The sequence below is a fragment of the Limnobacter sp. UBA7229 genome (genome assembly GCF_002473065.1).
In the GTDB taxonomy this organism is placed as follows: domain Bacteria; phylum Pseudomonadota; class Gammaproteobacteria; order Burkholderiales; family Burkholderiaceae_B; genus Limnobacter; species Limnobacter profundi.
In genome coordinates, this window is record NZ_DKTN01000020.1 from 58,801 (window position 1) to 75,102 (window position 16,302).

14 protein-coding genes are annotated in these 16,302 nt (G+C 53.3%); 6 read left to right on the forward strand and 8 right to left on the reverse strand.

The window, feature by feature from the left end; translation table 11 throughout:
- Positions 1-14: 14 nt before the first annotated feature.
- Positions 15-1,133 carry an anhydro-N-acetylmuramic acid kinase gene (locus B4C79_RS11100; RefSeq protein WP_291739661.1) on the reverse strand — a complete coding sequence of 373 codons (1,119 nt, stop codon included), beginning with the start codon at positions 1,131-1,133 and terminating at the stop codon, positions 15-17.
- Between the two features lie 3 nt (positions 1,134-1,136).
- Entirely contained in the window at positions 1,137-2,372 is a 1,236-nt protein-coding gene (locus B4C79_RS11105) for a peptidoglycan DD-metalloendopeptidase family protein (RefSeq protein WP_171100283.1), read from the reverse strand.
- Positions 2,373-2,653: 281 nt separating this feature from the next.
- On the opposite strand from B4C79_RS11105, the gene tyrS reads away from it, so the two are divergent.
- Genes tyrS through B4C79_RS11135 form a run of 6 tightly spaced genes read left to right on the forward strand, consistent with a single transcriptional unit; the run spans position 2,654 to position 8,273 of the window.
- Positions 2,654-3,925, forward strand: coding sequence for a tyrosine--tRNA ligase (gene tyrS / locus B4C79_RS11110; protein ID WP_171100285.1), 1,272 nt, complete (start codon positions 2,654-2,656; stop codon positions 3,923-3,925).
- A complete protein-coding gene (locus B4C79_RS11115) occupies positions 3,922-4,647 on the forward strand; it encodes a histidine phosphatase family protein (protein ID WP_291739656.1) in 726 nt (241 codons plus the stop codon). Before tyrS ends, B4C79_RS11115 begins: the two co-directional genes overlap by 4 nt.
- A 53-nt stretch (positions 4,648-4,700) precedes the next feature.
- Positions 4,701-5,945 carry a serine hydroxymethyltransferase gene (gene glyA / locus B4C79_RS11120; protein ID WP_171100289.1) on the forward strand — a complete coding sequence of 415 codons (1,245 nt, stop codon included), beginning with the start codon at positions 4,701-4,703 and terminating at the stop codon, positions 5,943-5,945.
- A gap of 18 nt (positions 5,946-5,963) precedes the next feature.
- The gene (gene nrdR / locus B4C79_RS11125; RefSeq protein ID WP_291743423.1) at positions 5,964-6,476 is read left to right on the forward strand and encodes a transcriptional regulator NrdR; all 513 of its coding nucleotides are present in this window, start codon (positions 5,964-5,966) and stop codon (positions 6,474-6,476) included.
- 25 nt (positions 6,477-6,501) lie between these two features.
- The gene (ribD, locus tag B4C79_RS11130) at positions 6,502-7,635 is read left to right on the forward strand and encodes a bifunctional diaminohydroxyphosphoribosylaminopyrimidine deaminase/5-amino-6-(5-phosphoribosylamino)uracil reductase RibD (protein WP_291743420.1); all 1,134 of its coding nucleotides are present in this window, start codon (positions 6,502-6,504) and stop codon (positions 7,633-7,635) included.
- A gap of 8 nt (positions 7,636-7,643) precedes the next feature.
- Positions 7,644-8,273 (forward strand): riboflavin synthase, encoded by a 630-nt coding sequence (locus tag B4C79_RS11135; protein ID WP_291743418.1) that lies wholly within the window; start codon positions 7,644-7,646, stop codon positions 8,271-8,273.
- Here B4C79_RS11135 and B4C79_RS11140 read toward each other — a convergent pair.
- The 6 genes from B4C79_RS11140 to B4C79_RS11165 are packed head-to-tail and all read right to left on the reverse strand — an operon-like array spanning position 8,264 to position 16,267.
- The gene (locus B4C79_RS11140) at positions 8,264-9,016 is read right to left on the reverse strand and encodes a DUF3047 domain-containing protein (protein ID WP_291743416.1); all 753 of its coding nucleotides are present in this window, start codon (positions 9,014-9,016) and stop codon (positions 8,264-8,266) included. The two genes, B4C79_RS11135 and B4C79_RS11140, sit on opposite strands and share 10 nt — an antisense overlap.
- Before the next feature lie 21 nt (positions 9,017-9,037).
- Positions 9,038-10,390 (reverse strand): TIGR04283 family arsenosugar biosynthesis glycosyltransferase, encoded by a 1,353-nt coding sequence (locus B4C79_RS11145; RefSeq protein WP_291743413.1) that lies wholly within the window; start codon positions 10,388-10,390, stop codon positions 9,038-9,040.
- A gap of 14 nt (positions 10,391-10,404) precedes the next feature.
- Positions 10,405-11,901: a magnesium transporter gene (mgtE, locus tag B4C79_RS11150; protein ID WP_275271444.1), complete on the reverse strand. Its 1,497-nt coding sequence runs from the start codon at positions 11,899-11,901 to the stop codon at positions 10,405-10,407.
- Positions 11,902-11,922: 21 nt separating this feature from the next.
- Positions 11,923-13,182, reverse strand: a complete 1,260-nt coding sequence (locus B4C79_RS11155) for a putative Na+/H+ antiporter (protein WP_171100301.1) — start codon at positions 13,180-13,182, stop codon at positions 11,923-11,925.
- 30 nt (positions 13,183-13,212) lie between these two features.
- On the reverse strand, positions 13,213-15,006 hold the full coding sequence (locus B4C79_RS11160; protein WP_171100303.1) for a chorismate-binding protein: 1,794 nt from the start codon (positions 15,004-15,006) through the stop codon (positions 13,213-13,215).
- A gap of 58 nt (positions 15,007-15,064) precedes the next feature.
- Positions 15,065-16,267: a patatin-like phospholipase family protein gene (locus B4C79_RS11165; RefSeq protein ID WP_291742781.1), complete on the reverse strand. Its 1,203-nt coding sequence runs from the start codon at positions 16,265-16,267 to the stop codon at positions 15,065-15,067.
- Positions 16,268-16,302 lie beyond the last annotated feature (35 nt).

The window sequence follows — 16,302 nt, forward strand, 5'->3', positions numbered from 1 at the left end:
GAAAACGAGTGGGGCTACCGAGCGCAGTGCAAGGCCCCCAGAATGGTAGACCGACTTGCACCAGTCACCGATGGGCAATTGCAAGGCGCAGCCTGCACATACTGCGCACCAAGCCAGGCAAAAGCAGCAGCCTCGACTGCCTGCGCAGGCAAACCGAGGTTTTCAATTGGCAAGAAATCCGCTGGTGCGCATTCGCAGCGCAACTGGTGAATGAAGGTGCTGTTTTTTGCACCGCCGCCGCACACGTACACCTGCTCAACCAACACGGGCAAACACGACTTCACTGCCCTTACTGCCAAGGCCAGCAGGGTTGCCATGATGTCTTCAGAAGAAAGATCGGTGGCGTCTGCAAGGCAAGTCTCAAACCATTGCGCGCTGAAATCATCACGGCCTGTGCTCTTGGGCCAAGGTTGGTGAAAGAAAGGATGCGTCCAAAAACGCTCCAGCAAGGCATAGTCCGGGCTGCCCATGGCAGCAATTTCACCATCACTGTCCATCGGCAAGCTGAAAGCGCGCTGAGCCCAAAGGTCCATTAAACAGTTGGCTGGTCCGCAGTCCCCACCGGTCAACGCCTGCCCTTGGCCATTCAATACAGTCAGGTTCGAAAAACCACCCAGATTCACCACGGCGGTTTGGTCATAAATGCCCTTGCCGTTTAACCACGCAAGGTGAAAAGCCGGAACGAGCGGGGCTCCCTGGCCACCTAGTGCAACATCTTTGGAACGCAAGTCATTCACCACATCAATCCCGGTTCTACAGGCCAGCAAGGCCCCGTCCAGCATTTGATAGGTGTACCCAAGATCGGGCCTGTGCCGGAGGGTTTGACCATGTGCACCCAACACGCGCACGTCACCAGGCTCTAGTCCCAGAAAGGACAACAGTTCATTGACTGTGCCGGCATACAGCTCGGTGAGATCTTTACGGGCTTGCAAGAAAATCGCGATTGGATCGGAACTGGAAGGAAAACGAGGCGGGATTTCTTGCAGCAGCAGGAGTGTTTCCCTCAAAGCCGGCGGAAACTCGGCGCTAAGCACGCCAAGGAACCGCATGTCCTGAGTTTTGGAATCAATTTGAACCGCAGCTACATCGACACCATCCGTGCTGGTGCCAGACATGGCGCCCAAGGCGATCATGGCTTACTGGGCACGTGCCAAACGTTGGGCAGTGGCCAGCTCCATGCGGCGGTCAAGCGCCAGCTGCACCCGCTTGAATTCACTGAATGCATTTCGATCCAGTGGTTCAGCCTGAGCCACAGTGATGCTCAGGGGGTTTTTGGGAACCCGGTTGACCCGGAATTCATAATGCAGGTGTGGTCCGGTTGCCCAGCCAGTAGCACCCACATACCCGATCACATCGCCCTGCTCTACTTTTTGGCCAACCTTAACGCCTTTGCCAAAACGTGAAAGGTGAGCGTAAGCCGTGCTATAACCGCTGTGATGCTGGATTTCTACAAAATTGCCATACCCGTTTTGCCAGCCCGAAAACTTCACGGTGCCACTGGCTGTAGCCATGATTGGAGTACCGGTGGGCGCCGCGTAATCGACTCCGTTGTGAGCTTTCCAGCGTTGCTGAATGGGGTGGAAACGACGCGGAGTAAAACCGGAGGAAATGCGGGAGAATGCGAGCGGCGAACGCAGGAAAGACTTTTTCAGACTGCGACCTTCCTCGTTGTAATAACCAGCATTGCGATTACCACTGGGTGCGAACCAATATGCTTTGTACGGCTTGTTGTTATTCACAAACTCTACTGCCAACACCCGACCAGAGCGCGCAGAACGCCCCTCAAGTGTCAGGTCTTCATAAACCACCTTGAACTCGTCACCTTTTTGCAGTTCACGGTGAAAATCAATGTCTGAACCAAAAATTTCAGTCAGTTGAATGGCCACTGAATCAGGCATTCCGGCCTTGTCAGCAGCAGCAAACAGAGACGACTCAATTCGCCCTGAGCGAAACACAATCTGCTTTTCAAAGTTGACAGATTCCAGCTTCGCGACAAATTGACCATTGCGTTTTTGAATCAGGATCGACTCTTGACTGTCCTCATCAATGCCGCTTTTGTAGCGCAGCCATTGGAGGTCACCATCTGCAGTTTGCTGAACAGTGAGCACGCGACCAGCACGCAAATTTACCAAATTACGTGCTGTTTTGTCTTGCCCGAGGAAAGTGGCCAAGCCTGCGGTATTCACGCCCATGCGCTCGAGTAAACCCACCAGGGTATCGCCACGGCGAATTCTTTCTTCGGCAACCAATGGATCGAAGGTGTAGACACCCTGATCAGCCAGATTTAGTTCAACAGCCTCTACAACCACATCGGGGTTGCCAAGAGCTGAATCAACCGGGGAATTTTGAACAGAGCCCGCGATTGCAACCACTGCACCAAGAACAGGGAATGAAAAAAACCCTACAATGACCCACTTTCTGTGATTGTGGGATTGGGGAAGCGCGGAGTCGGCATGTTGCCACCCCGACTGAATAAAGCGCTTGGTAAGAGAAAAGCCCTGTCCCCACGCGGCGATTGCTCGCTCTAATAAATTCTGAAGCATCATGTTTTAGTTTTAGAGGTGTGAAATTTCACGTGCCGATCGCCCACAATCAGCTTTATTTTCAAAAATACAACACTGAAGTTTGCCAGAGTGTAACAAAGGATTGCCAAATGAACCAGTCACCTGATAGAAGGCCCCCCAAAATTACGGAAATTACTGAGAATTTATCTGATTCCGTCCTGCACGCCCTTGAAGTGACCAAGCGTGGCTGTGAAGAACTGTTGATTGAATCGGAATGGATTCAAAAATTAGTCCACAGCGAGAAAACAGGCAAACCCCTGCGCATCAAATTGGGTTTGGACCCCACGGCACCCGACATTCATTTGGGTCACACAGTGGTGCTCAACAAGCTTCGTCAATTGCAAGATCTGGGCCATCAAGTCATCTTTTTGATTGGCGATTTCACGTCCATGATCGGCGATCCTTCGGGTCGCAACAGCACCCGCCCACCGTTAACCAAGGAACAGGTTCAGGAAAACGCAAAAACCTATCATGAGCAGGCTGTTAAAATCCTGGATCCGCAACGTACTGCAATCGAGTTCAACAGCAAATGGCTGATGCCCCTGGGTGCAGACGGCATGATCCGCCTGGCCAGCAGCTATACAGTGGCCCGCATGCTCGAGCGCGACGATTTCACCAAACGATATCAATCTGGCACGCCGATCGCCGTACATGAGTTTTTGTACCCACTGTTGCAGGGCTACGATTCGGTGGCATTGGAAAGCGATTTGGAGCTGGGTGGCACCGACCAGAAATTCAACTTGCTGATGGGTCGCGAGCTGCAAAAACAAAACGGCCAAAGTGCGCAGTGCATCTTGACCATGCCGCTGTTGGTAGGCACCGATGGCGTGGACAAAATGTCGAAGTCCAAGAACAACTACATCGGCGTAACCGAGACACCTTCCAATATGTTTGGCAAGGTGATGTCAATTTCAGATGAACTGATGTGGAACTGGTATACCCTGCTCAGCTTCAAATCACTGGCTGATATTGAAACCCTGAAACAGGCTTGCGCCAATGGCGAGAACCCGCGCAACACCAAGGTTGCACTGGCCCAAGAGTTGGTTGCGCGCTTCCACAGCACTCAGGCCGCCGTCGACGCACTGACCGAATTCGAAGCACGTTTCAAGCAGGGTGTACTGCCCGAGGACATGCCTGAAGTGAGCCTTAACTTGCCGGAGGGCGATTCGGACGCTGGTTTGGCCTGGATTCTGAAAGCTGCAAACCTCTGCGAAAGCAGCAGCGACGCCAACCGCAACATTCAGCAAGGCGGCGTAAAAATTGATGGCGAAAAAGTATCCGATAAGGCCTCACGCTTGGGCAAAGGCAGTTATGTGATTCAGGTGGGCAAACGCCGCTTCGCCAAGGTGCACCTGAATTGAACAGCCAAGCTCTTGATTTTGGTGCAATTGTCAGCAAAAAACCGGCAGGGTCGCGCTTCATACTGGTGCGCCATGGCGAAACCGACTGGAACAAGGAGAAGCGGTTTCAGGGTCACACCGACATTGCCCTGAATGCGCACGGACTCTTGCAGGCTCAATTGCTTCGCAAATACTTCGCCTCCCTGGAAACGCAGGGAGTGTCGCTTTACGATGAGTGCATCAGCAGCGACCTAATTCGGGCGCGCGCCACGGCAAATACCATTCACGGCGCCAGAACACCCGCCATGCAGTTGAATGCGGGTCTTCGGGAGCGTGATTACGGCCATCTGTCAGGCCTGACAGGCGATGAAATGCAAGCCAAGAGCCCAGAAGAATTCGCGGGCCTTAGAAACCGGGTGCCTGAAGCCCCCTTGCAAGGCGGGGAAAGCCTGTTTCAGTTTTACAGCCGCGTGGTGGGAACGTTCGAGCACATTGGCAGCGCCCACGCGGGCAAAACAATCTTGCTGGTGGCCCATGGTGGTGTACTCGATTGTATCTACAGGCACTGCACTGGCGAGCTACTGCAAAAGCAGCGCGAGTGGCAACTGCACAATTGCGCGCTCAATGTGATCGACATTGACCCGCAGGGAAACAAACATGTTGTTTTGTGGGCCTGGCTGGGGCACCTGAACAACGACAAACCCGGCCAAAACATGGACGAAGTCGATGGTCGAATCGCTTGAAATCATTTAGAATGTTGGGCTTGTCTTGAACCCAATCCTTTCCGGAAATCGTTATGTTTGAACGCCAAAAGGGCATCGCCCAAACCGACCCAGAATTGTGGACTGCCATGCAGCAGGAAACCACTCGCCAGGAAGACCACATTGAGTTGATCGCGTCTGAAAACTACGCCAGCCCAGCCGTGATGGAAGCCCAGGGTTCACAGCTGACCAACAAATACGCCGAAGGCTACCCCGGCAAGCGCTACTACGGCGGTTGCGAACACGTAGACGTGGTTGAAGACCTGGCCATTGAACGCCTGAAAAAACTGTTTGGCGCGGAAGCAGCCAACGTGCAGCCCAATTCTGGCTCGCAGGCCAACCAGGCCGTGTTTTTTGCCTTGCTGCAACCTGGCGACACCATCATGGGCTTGTCGCTGGCTGAAGGCGGTCACCTCACCCACGGCATGCCATTGAACATGTCGGGCAAGTGGTTCAACGTCGTTTCGTATGGACTGAACAAAGAAGAAGCCATTGATTACGATCAGGTTGAAGCTTTGGCCCGTGAACACAAACCAAAAATCATCATCGCCGGTGCATCCGCCTATGCCCTGCGCATCGACTTCGAGCGCTTTGCGAAAATTGCCAAGGAAGTAGGCGCCTACTTCATGGTGGACATGGCCCACTACGCCGGCCTGATTGCCGCAGGTGTATATCCCAACCCTGTTCCGCATGCGGATGTGTGCACATCGACCACACACAAATCGCTGCGCGGCCCACGCGGTGGCATCATTTTGATGAAAGAAGAACTGGCCAAGAAGATCAACAGCGCAATTTTCCCTGGTATTCAGGGTGGCCCCTTGATGCACGTGATTGCAGGCAAGGCCGTGGCTTTCCACGAAGCCCTGCAACCGTCATTCAAGGAATACCAGCAGCAAGTGGTGTTGAATGCCAAAGCCTTGGCGGAAACGCTGGTTGAGCGTGGCCTGCGCATCGTGTCTGGCCGCACTGAAAGCCACGTGATGCTGGTTGACCTGCGCGCCAAGGGCATTACAGGCAAGGCCGCAGAAGCAGCTTTGGGCAATGCACACATTACCGTGAACAAAAACGCGATTCCGAACGACCCGGAAAAGCCATTTGTTACCAGCGGTATTCGCTTGGGCAGCCCAGCCATGACCACACGTGGCTTCAAGGAAGAGCAGGCCCGCGCGGTAGGTCACTTGATTGCCGACGTCCTTGAAAACCCGGAAGACGAAGCCACACTAGCCACAGTCCGTGCCAAGGTCAAGGAATTGACCAGCCAATTCCCTGTTTACAAGTAAGCAAGGGGCCGCGGCGTTATGAAATGCCCCTTCTGTGGCAACGCCGACACCCAGGTAGTCGATTCGCGCACGTCTGAAGAAGGCGACGCGATTCGACGCCGCAGGCAGTGCAGCGGCTGCGGCAAACGCTTCACGACCTACGAGCGGGCCGAACTGTTTTTGCCCGCGATCGTCAAGAAAGACGGCTCACGCGTCGAATTTTCCAGAGACAAACTTCGCGGCAGTTTGATGCTTGCCTTGCGCAAACGCCCGGTTCGCGCCGAGGCCATTGATGACGCCATTTCAAGCATTGAAGAAAAACTGCTGGTGAGTGCTGCCCGAGAAGTGGACACGAAGTTTTTGGGTGAGTTGGTGATGCAACAACTCAAACAACTCGATACCGTGGCCTACATTCGTTTCGCATCGGTCTACAAAAGCTTTGAAGACTTGCAAAGTTTCTCGGAGGAAATTGCACACCTCACCGCACCGGCGGAGAACGCAACCCACGCCAGCAAACCCAAAACCCGTACCCCCGCCAAAAAAGGCGTCTAAAAGTAACTGTGAAGTCACTGAAGCCATGGCCACCTTTTCACCCACCGACGAATACTGGATGCGGCATGCGCTGAACCTGGCCTGGAAAGGCCAATACAGCACCACGCCGAACCCGCGCGTGGGTTGTGTGTTTGTGCGCGATGGCGTGGCGATTGCGGAGGGCTTTCATGCCAAGGCAGGTGAAGGCCATGCGGAAGTGCAAGCCATTGCCGACTCCAGGGCTCGCGGTGTCTCCCTGACAGGCAGCACCGCCTATGTAACCCTGGAACCCTGCGCCCACCATGGGCGCACCGGCCCCTGTGCGGAAGCGCTGGTGGCCACAGGCGTTCAACGGGTGGTGGCTGCGGTTCTTGACCCCAACCCGCTGGTGGCAGGCAAAGGCATGGCCATTTTGCAAGCAGCCGGCATTGAAACTTCGCACGGTGTACTTGTTGAAGAGGCGCGCTGGATTAACCGTGGTTTTTTCAGTCGCATGGAACGCCAACGCCCCTGGGTGCGCTTGAAAGTTGCCAGCAGCGCCGACGGTATCAGCGCGCTGAACAATGGGGCAAGCCAGTGGATCACCGGCGAGGCAGCCCGGCTGCATGGCCACCACCTGCGTGCGCAAGCCTGTGCGGTGCTCAGTGGCATTGGCACCGTAAAAGCCGATAACCCACAACTGAATGTGCGTGGTATTGACACCGAACGCCAACCGCTGAAAGTGATCGTGGACAGCAAGCTGGAAATTTCACCCGATGCTCGCCTGTTACAAACCGGGCGCGTGCTGATTGCGCACACTGAACCACAAACGCCAGCTTGGCTTCTTACACACCCCAACGCCGCAAATATTGAGGCTTTGAACGTGGCCCCAGTGGCGGCAGGTTTGCATGCAGGCAAAGTAAAAACGGATTTGCTGCGCCTGTTACAAGAACTGGCACAGCGAGGTATCAATGAATTGCACCTTGAGGCTGGTTTTGGGCTCAATGGTTCGTTTCTGCAAGCCGGTGTGGTGGATGAAATTGTGCAGTACATTGCCCCACGTTTTTTGGGACCAGGCCAGGGCCTGTTCCGCCTGCCCGAACTAGAAATCCTGCCCGCCTATGCAAGCTGGGCTATTCATTCATTTGAGCAAATTGGACAAGACCTGCGAATTACGTGGGTTCAAAATAACCAGGAGTAGTAGCCCCCATGTTCACCGGAATTATTGAATCAATCGGTCAAATCAAATCTGTAGACCCCCTTCAGAATTCTGCCTATGCTGGCGTACGCCTCGCAGTGCATGCCCCAACGCTTGATTTCTCTGACGTAAAACTGGGTGACAGCATCGCCATCCAAGGTGCCTGCATGACTGTGGTGGCCATGCAAGCCCAAACCTTTCACGTGGATGTATCGCAGGAAAGTTTGTCGAAAACCGTGGGCTTGAACAAACCCGGTGAAGTGAATCTCGAAAAAGCCATGCGTTTGTCGGATCGCGTTGGCGGCCACTTGGTGAGCGGACATGTTGACGGGCTAGGCAGCGTGACGGAATTCGAACCGGTGGGTGAAAGCTGGCACCTGCAAATTCGGGCACCGAAAACCCTGTCGCCTTTCTTTGCCTACAAGGGCTCGGTTACTGTGAATGGAGTCAGCCTGACAGTCAATAAGGTAGATGACCATGATTCAGGCGAATGCGACATTCACATCAACCTGATTCCACACACGGTGCAGATGACCACATTGAAACATTTGAAAGCAGGCAACCCGGTCAATCTGGAGATTGACCAGATCGCCAGGTACTGCGAGCGAATCGTAAAAACAATGAATTTGAATCAGGGCTGAGCCTGCACACTGCCAAACAATGCCTCGGCCTTGGATTTTGTATTGTCAGAATCAGCCCCAAGCGCAATACCCGTGAACATCACAGGGCCTTCCGGCAGTTCTTTGCCAAAGGCTTTGCGGGCATCGGCCTGCAAATCCCTTCGTTCCGAAATCAACTCCACGGCGCTAGCCGCATCACGCACAACAATATTTCTCACACGGTCGGTGTAGGGGTTGTCAAACACTTGGCCCACTTTTTCACCTGGCGAGCCCCACACATAACAAAGGGTGGCCGCGGGCAAACGCTCGCCCGAGACAGTGCGCGCCGCAGCCAATGCAAGGCGGGTGCCCAAACCCAGTTTTCCTTCATCAATTTGAATAAAGGCACACACCTTCGCACCCGCGTCGTCGCCAGCCTTGGTTTGCAAATTCGCCTTGGTGGGTTGAGTCAATATTTGCCACTGCCAGGTCAAAGTGTTCAAAACCGTGGGTTTGGCAAAGGCATACACCAGCGTGCCGTAAGCCATGTCAGCCTCGGCCTGCAACACAGTTTGATTGCCCTGCTTCAACAGCTTGAATTGGGTTTGCGCCGCAATGTCAGGGTGGTACTGCGCTTTCCATGGCGCAGGAATTCCGGCAGCAGGGTCTGCAGGCCATGGCTTTAGCACGCTGGCGCCCTGGGCCAGAGCACCACTTGATATACCTGCTACACCGAATAACAAAGCTGCTTTAAAAACACCCGTCATCAACACAAAACTGCGCATACGAAACCCTTCAACACCTTTTTAATCGATACTTGAGTAACGTACAGGCCAATCAACAGGTACACAACCCGATTCAATCGCCTGCCCCAAGTCAGCGGGCTCATCAATGTCCAGTTGCGGTGGTAACCACGCAGCCTGCAAACGCTTGTGCTGCAAGGCTGCACGGGTTTGCTCCGCCACACGGGCAGTGCCCCACTCTATCAGTTCAGAAAAAATTTCAGGAACAATGCGGTTGCAAGCCAAGGCCACGTACCCACCATCGTGTGCGGGTACAAAAGCCAGTCCCTGTTGCCGGGCAGTATCGATCAGTTCACGCAAATGCCGCACCGTAAATTCAACTGCGTCGGGCCCAAGAAGCACCACAAGTTCACTGCTGTTCAGGTGGGTTTCAACCGCAGTTTGCATTCGTACGCCCAAGTGCCCTTCTGGTTGAACGTAACATTGAATGGCCCTGCCCTTCAGCAAGGTGGCCCACTCTTCGGGAGTACCGCCATCGGTCCACAGCGCCACATTCACGCCCTGTAACTTGTCCAAGGTAGTCAACAACAAATATCGGGCAAACACCGCGCATTGCTCAGCACCCAGCATGGGGATCAACCTTGTTTTCACCCGCCCAGCATGTGGGTACTTGGCAAACACGGCCACAGTGACAGGCAACTTTTGCCGGGTGTCCGCATAAAGCCTTGCCAACGTATCTGCGGACACTCCGCGCCAATATAAAAACCGAAAGCGCCACATCAACACAATCGTTGCCCAAGCGCCGTTCACGTCCCATCGACGCCCCGACGTAAATACCGGGGAAGCAACTGCCACAAATTTTTGTGGTGCTACTCGCTTTAAGCGCTTGCACAGCTCAACGTCTTCCATCAGGGGCTGTTCTGGAAAACCTCCAACCTGATCGAATAACTTGCGACCAACAAACAAAGCCTGATCGCCTGTACCAATTTTAGTCAGCCTTGACCGATGATTCATGAACCAGGCCACCACAGGCAACCATGCACTTTTGCCATCAATACACACATTGAACCGGCCCCAAACGCTTGCATCCAACTTGAACAACAATGCCTGCCAAGCCGCCTTGGTCAACACTGTGTCTGCATGCAAAAAAAGCAGTACTTCCCCACGGGCTTTTTCTGCACCCGCGTTCATTTGTTGCGCCCGCCCCTTGTTGCCTTGAATGGCAAGCACTTGCGGATGTTCGGCCAAAGTTTGTAAAACTGGCCAACTCAGGTCAGTAGAGCCGCCGTCTACCATCAACAACTCGTCACCATGCCGAAGCAATTGAAGCAGCGCTTGAATTCGAAACAAAAAGGAATCATCACCAGGCGCCGGAACCTCGTTGTACACCGGCATGACAATAGAAATGGAGGGCATGAACAGACGCCGCTCTAAAAGAACAGGGAGGCCAGCCCCAGGAAAATGAAAAAGCCCATGCTGTCGGTGGTAAATGTGAGTAGCACCGAAGACCCCATGGCGGGATCCCGACCCATTTTCTCAAGGCCTAAAGGCACGAGCACGCCAATTAACGCAGCAACAAGCAAATTAAGCATCACCGCCAGGGTCATCAATAACCCTAGCATAACCGCATTCGGCGATCCGAAATACAAACCCCACGCGGCCAGGCCAGCCACGCTGCCCCACACCAAACCATTTAACCCGGCAATCGCCAGTTCTTTTTTCAACAACAGTTTGAAGTTGGCTGCAGTGACTTGGCCCAAGGCCAGGGAACGGATCATCAAGGTCATGGTTTGATTGCCGGAATTACCGGCAATGCCCGCCACAATTGGCATGAGTGTGGCCAAGGCGACCACTTTGGCAATTGTGCCCTCGAAAGTGTCGATGACACGGCTTGCAAAGAAAGCGGTACACAGGTTTAAACCCAACCACAGCCAACGGTTTTTCGCAGACTCCCACACCGAGGCGAACAAGTCTTCTTCTTCACGCAAACCCGCACTGGACAGCAAATCTGCTTCGCTTTCTTCGCGAATCACATCCACCACTTCGTTCACGGTGAGGCGACCAATCAACTTGCCAGATGGGTCGAGCACGGGAGCGGACACCAGATCATAACGCTCAAAAGCCTGCGCAGCCTCATAGGCATCATCCAGTGCCGACAACATCAGCACTTCGCGGCTCATGACCTCACTCACAAGGGTTTCTGGTTCATTGACCAACAAACGGTCCAAAGGCAAACTGCCCTTGAAATGATCCACACGATCCACCACAAACACTTGATCAGTTTGATCTGGCAGCTCGTCGAACCGGCGCAGGTAACGCAACACCACTTCCAGTGTCACATCGTCTCGAATGGTCACCATGTCGAAGTCCATGCGCGCACCCACGGTGTCTTCGGGGTAACTCATGGCGGCGCGCAGTTGCTCGCGCTCCTCTAGGCTCAAACTGCTGGCCAGCTTTTCCACCACATCGCGTGGCAAGTCAGGAGCCAATTCCGCAATTTCATCGGCATCAAGCGATTCCGTGGCAGCGAACAATTCTTCGCTGTCCATCGATTTAATCAGGCTTTCTCGAACCGCATCACTCAGCTCAAGAAGAATGTCACCGTCCCGATCGGAGCGCACCAAACCCCAAACCAGCATCCGCTCTTCTTGGGGCAGACTTTCAAGCACATAGGCTACGTCGGCCGGGTGAAGCAAATAAAGCTTGTTACCCAGCTCGGTCAGGTGCTGGCGGTGCACCAGTTCCTCAACCAAACTTTGCCGCTCGGGATTGACCGTGGTTTGCTGGTTGTGAACAACACTCTCGATCACTTTTTGTTTGCGCAACAAGGCCTGCACTTCGGCCAACGCCCGTTGCGCATCATCGAGATCGTGAGGCAGCTCAATGGCTGGCTCTTGATCGTGGTAATCGATGTTTTGTTCGCTCAAACCAATCGCCCTGAAAGTCAATTACAAAAACTGGAAAGCCACCACAGCCACCAGCGTAGGCCCGAGTGCAGCCAAAAACAACTTGCCCGCATTGATTGAGCCGTCGTTGAAATACTTTTGCAAAATGGCAAAACCAGCCGGGTTGGGCGCATTTGCAATCACGGTTAAACCACCCCCGGTTACAGCACCAGCCACCAAAGCATATTTGAACTGATCATCCACACCTTCAACCAGTGAGCCAAGGTAAGTCAAGGCTGCGTTGTCTGTAATTGCCGTCAACGCAGTGGCTCCGTAATACAACGCTGTGGGGCTCATGCCCTTCAAAGTGTCTTGTAACCACCAGGCCTGCATGCCACCCAATACCACCAAACCAGCCAGAAAGAATGCAACCATCAACCCTTCTTTCAAAATCAGCTTGTCTTGATAGCGGCTGTAAGCAGTTGTATATCCGAGGAAGAACAGGAACAAGCCCATGAACATCGCTGCATGGTGGGCAAACACCACAACACCCACCAGAAACAACAGGTGAGTAGCAATAACCCACACAGGCATGTCTTCTTTGGGACCGTTTTCGGCAGGCTTTTTCATGGCGGTCAGTTCTTTGGCGAACAAGAAGGTGAGTACCGTCGCATTCACAAACACAGCAATCGCGGCTTTCCAGCCGAACATGGTCAACATGTATTGCATGTCAAAGCCCCATTTGGCCGCCACCATCAACACAGGCGGTGCAGCAAAGGGCGTTAAGGTGCCACCAATTGAAATATTGACAAACAGCACACCGAGAGTGCCGTACATCAATTTGTTGCTGATACCTTGCGTGTAAAACCGGTCGCGCAGTAAAAAGGCCGCCAGTGTCATGGCTGCAGGCTCAGTGATGAACGAGCCCAACAACGGTACGATGGACAAAGTGGTAAAAAAGTAAGCCACTTGCCTGTCAATTGGAATGACAGAAGCCACCACGCGCACAATGCGACCAGCCAGCACCAGGATTGGCTTGCTGGCCGCAATCACCATAATCGCAAATACGAATAAAGGTTCGGTGTAATTGCGCGTGTCTACGTATTCAATTGCGCTGGTTTGACCAATGATGAAAAACATGAACACAACCAGCACCATGGCCCAAAAGCCAAACACGGCCTCCACTTCACCCAGCAAATGCCACAAGCCCGAATGATTTGGCTGCGAGTGCGCCAGGCGCTCAAAGTATTTGGTTGAAAAGGTGTGAATGACAGCAATCGCAAAAAGAATCGCGCCAATCAGTTCAATGGTGGTCGGGTTCATCTCACTTCCCTTTTTGTTTATTGTTTGTTTTTAGTTGGCAGAAAAAAACACCTTGTCGTGTGCATCAACCACTTTCGCCACAGGCACCCAGCCTCGCAAACTATTGATCAGCCACACTTCTTCAGCGCGTTGCAAGTCTTGCACATTCAGCGTGGTTTGCCGAATCGTATTTTCCCTTAAAAGGCGGGCACGCAACACCCCGGGCAACAAATAAGTACCGGCGCTTTCGCAAATTTGTGGTGTTAACCACTCGCCATCAATTTTCAACACCACATTGCAGCGGCAGGTTTCAGTCAACAAACCTTGCGAATTGAAAAGTAGAACATCAAAAGCACCATTCGCCTGATTCTGAAAATACTCATACTCAGGTCGGTACGTGGTTTTGTGAAGCACAAACTCGGGCTTGCCTTGCATGGCTGAATCGGCCAAACGAAGCAGCACGGGAGTCAAATCCTGTTCCAGTTCATGCAGTTCAATTCGCGTGTCCCCGCAAGCATCCAGCAAACAACGTGCACGGAAAACGCCATGAGTATGTTTGTGCGCCACTGCATCCAGGTTCAATCGAACCCGTTGCTCATCGAATAAAAAAGAAAACTGCTTGGCTGCGCCTTCCATTCTCTCCAGATGATCGTCCAGATGAATCCACTTCCCATTCTCCAGGCGCAAAGTTTCAAGCACCTGAAAGTCGCAAGTGGCCTCACGTAGAAAGGTAGTTTTTTGCCACCACTCTTTTTTCTCATCGCTTGCGGTGGAATACCAGGTGATACCGCTGCCCACACCGTACTCCAGTTCATCTGCCTGTTCTATGACAGTACGAATCGGTACGTTGAATTGAACCCCACCACCCGGGCTCAGCACACCAAGCGCCCCGCAATACAATTTTCGGGGCGCTTGTTCCCATTGCGCGATACGCAACATGGCCTGCGATTTGGGCGCACCCGTCACACTGCCACAAGGAAAAAGAGCCTCAAACAAATCCAGCAAAGTAGTACCCGGCAAAGTTCGCCCAGAAATACTGGAGGTCATTTGATCGACAGTGGGCAGATGCATGACATCGAACAGGGAGCGTACTTGAACTGACTTTGGCTGGCAGACCTTGGCCATGTCGTTTCGCAACAAGTCAACAATCATCACATTCTCGGCACGGTCTTTTTCACTGTCACTCAGTACATCCAGACCACCCAGCACAGGCCTTCGGGTCCCCTTCATGGGTGCGGTTTGCAGCTCATTGCCGTCCCACCGAAAAAACAGCTCGGGCGACAAACTGATTGCGTTGAACACGCTGCCGCGCAGAAAAAAACTTTGGGGTGCAGACTGGCTTGCGTAGAGATGCTGGAAAACAGCCCATGCATCCAGTCGCGGATTGGCTGCCTTAAGCCGTGTGGTCAGATTGATTTGATAGAACTCGCCCGCCTCAATGGCCTGCCTCACCTGCTTGTAGGTTTCTTGATAACGCTGAGCCGTTTGTTGATCCAGCCAAGGCATGAATTTGGACGCCGAGGGCAATTGCTGCAACTGCGATTTGCCCAGCACGCTCACCTGGTTCGGTTCAAAAGCATGAAACTCGAGCAATGGGAAATTGTGTGGCATGCAAACCGGCAAAGCTGCATCGAAAACCGGAGCAGCTTCATAGCTTAGGCCACCCACCACATACAAACCCTGTTTGGACCACTCGTGGGCCTGCTCAATCATGCCGCGTACTTCGTTTGCATCGAAGGTACTGAGCACCCGAACCGGTTTGCCGTGCGCGACACAAAGACCGTCGTCACCCTCGGCCTGGGTCATCCTGGCATGCCAAGCAGCAGAAACCAAAGGTGAATGCATGGGGGAAAACGCCTGAACTGCCTCGAAGCGCTAATTGTAACGCGGCTTGGCGCGGAACTCAGCGGCCTGACTGACCCAGATGGAAGAACTCGTACACTGCATCTTTCTTGGCAATCGTGTCGGCGATACCCATTCGAATCAACTCGCGGGTGTAATTGGCCTCAAACAGCAAATAACTGGCCAAAGACGAACCACTGGCCTCCGTGGCTCCCAATGCGGACAACAGGGTACGCACGGGTCGGGGCAGATCTTGCGTGTGACGTGCCGCAATTTCGTCAATCCGTTCTGAGGGTGAAATCACCAACAGCTCAATCGGTTTCAATGTGGTTTTCGTGGCCATCTCGGGAGGCAACAAGCCCAGGGTTTTGTTCACCCGGCTTAAACGCTCAATGTCGACCGACAAACTGTCCAGAAAAATGGAAGCCATGGCATGGCCCGCAATTTGAGCCAAACTGGGATATGCATTTTGAATTTCAACACGCTGGGTGTGGTCTTTGTCCGATTGACTGGAACCAATCACCATCACTCGGTTTGCACCCAAATGAATTGCTGGGCTAATTGGGGCCAGTTGGCGAATAGAACCATCGCCAAAGTGCTCCATTTGCCCTTCAATGTTCAGCTTCACCGCGGGAAAGACAAAAGGAATTGCTGCAGAGGCCAACAAGTGCTCGACTGTAATACGGTCAGGCAATGCCACCCTTTGCGTTCTGGCCCAGCTCTCGATCACTTTCTGGGTTTGAAAGAAGGTCACGCTACGGCCTGAACTGTAGCTGGAAGCAGTCACCGCCAAAGCGTGAATTGTGCCGTTCTCAAGCGCCTCGTCCAGTCTTCGGAAATGCAACAACTGATGAAGCAGGTATGACAGCGGAGAATTATCGAGCAAGCACTTGGGGCGCTTGCGCAGCATCCAACCAATTGAAAGCGCCGACAACCAACGCGCACCGGTGCGAATAATGCCCAGGGAATCAGAGCGGAATACTTGATCGGAACTGAAGTTCTCCCAAACCTTGAGCATGCGATCGGTGGACTGATAAAAATTGCGCCCCGCACAGGCCAGGGCCGCTGCATTGATTGCACCGGCTGAAGTGCCGCACAAAATTTTGAACGGAAAATCGAATTCGCGCTTGTTTTCTTGCTCAAACCACTTGGCTAGCTGATGCAGCACACCCACCTGATAGGCAGCCCGTGCGCCACCGCCTGACAATACCAGTCCGGTGATGTCATCGTGCTCTTCAGTGTGAAATGTGTCTTGATCGCTCATGAAACCATTGTGCGACACATTTCGAATAAGTTAAA

What these genes read in the sequence shown, in the direction of transcription:
- B4C79_RS11100 (WP_291739661.1), bottom strand. Translation starts at nt 1,133, where the DNA reads ATGATCGCCTTGGGCGCCATGTCTGGCACCAGCACGGATGGTGTCGAT.
- tyrS (WP_171100285.1), top strand. Translation starts at nt 2,654, where the DNA reads ATGAACCAGTCACCTGATAGAAGGCCCCCCAAAATTACGGAAATTACT.
- glyA (WP_171100289.1), top strand. Translation starts at nt 4,701, where the DNA reads ATGTTTGAACGCCAAAAGGGCATCGCCCAAACCGACCCAGAATTGTGG.
- nrdR (WP_291743423.1), top strand. Translation starts at nt 5,964, where the DNA reads ATGAAATGCCCCTTCTGTGGCAACGCCGACACCCAGGTAGTCGATTCG.
- ribD (WP_291743420.1), top strand. Translation starts at nt 6,502, where the DNA reads ATGGCCACCTTTTCACCCACCGACGAATACTGGATGCGGCATGCGCTG.
- B4C79_RS11135 (WP_291743418.1), top strand. Translation starts at nt 7,644, where the DNA reads ATGTTCACCGGAATTATTGAATCAATCGGTCAAATCAAATCTGTAGAC.
- B4C79_RS11140 (WP_291743416.1), bottom strand. Translation starts at nt 9,016, where the DNA reads ATGCGCAGTTTTGTGTTGATGACGGGTGTTTTTAAAGCAGCTTTGTTA.
- B4C79_RS11145 (WP_291743413.1), bottom strand. Translation starts at nt 10,390, where the DNA reads ATGCCCTCCATTTCTATTGTCATGCCGGTGTACAACGAGGTTCCGGCG.
- B4C79_RS11155 (WP_171100301.1), bottom strand. Translation starts at nt 13,182, where the DNA reads ATGAACCCGACCACCATTGAACTGATTGGCGCGATTCTTTTTGCGATT.
- B4C79_RS11160 (WP_171100303.1), bottom strand. Translation starts at nt 15,006, where the DNA reads ATGCATTCACCTTTGGTTTCTGCTGCTTGGCATGCCAGGATGACCCAG.
- B4C79_RS11165 (WP_291742781.1), bottom strand. Translation starts at nt 16,267, where the DNA reads ATGAGCGATCAAGACACATTTCACACTGAAGAGCACGATGACATCACC.